Origin of the sequence: Limimaricola sp. G21655-S1, assembly GCF_027213785.1 — a bacterium.
Classification (GTDB): domain Bacteria; phylum Pseudomonadota; class Alphaproteobacteria; order Rhodobacterales; family Rhodobacteraceae; genus Limimaricola.
The window spans coordinates 1-248 of sequence record NZ_JAPWGO010000415.1 but is presented as its reverse complement, the minus strand read 5'-3'; the positions used below and the strand labels follow the sequence as shown (position 1 = coordinate 248).

General features: G+C 66.1%; 1 pseudogene. It reads left to right on the top strand.

Annotated features, from left to right (window positions below):
* Nucleotides 1-248, top strand: a pseudogene (locus O4G76_RS21290) (translocase); the annotation flags it as partial.

Here is a 248-nt window from a genome sequence, read left to right as displayed (position 1 = left end):
GCCGGGGGATGAGCGCGAGACGCTGGGCAAGATCAGCTACCAGCTGTTCTTTCGCCGCTATCTGGTGTTGTCGGGCATGACCGGTACCTGCCGCGAGGTGGCGGGGGAGTTGGGCGAGGTGTACGGCCTGGGCGTGGTGCGTGTGCCGCCCTACCGGCGCTCGCGTCGCCGCTATCTGGGGGCGCGGCTGTTTGCTACCTCGGCGCAGCGTTGGGCAGCCGTGATTGCATCTGTGCAAGAAATACAAC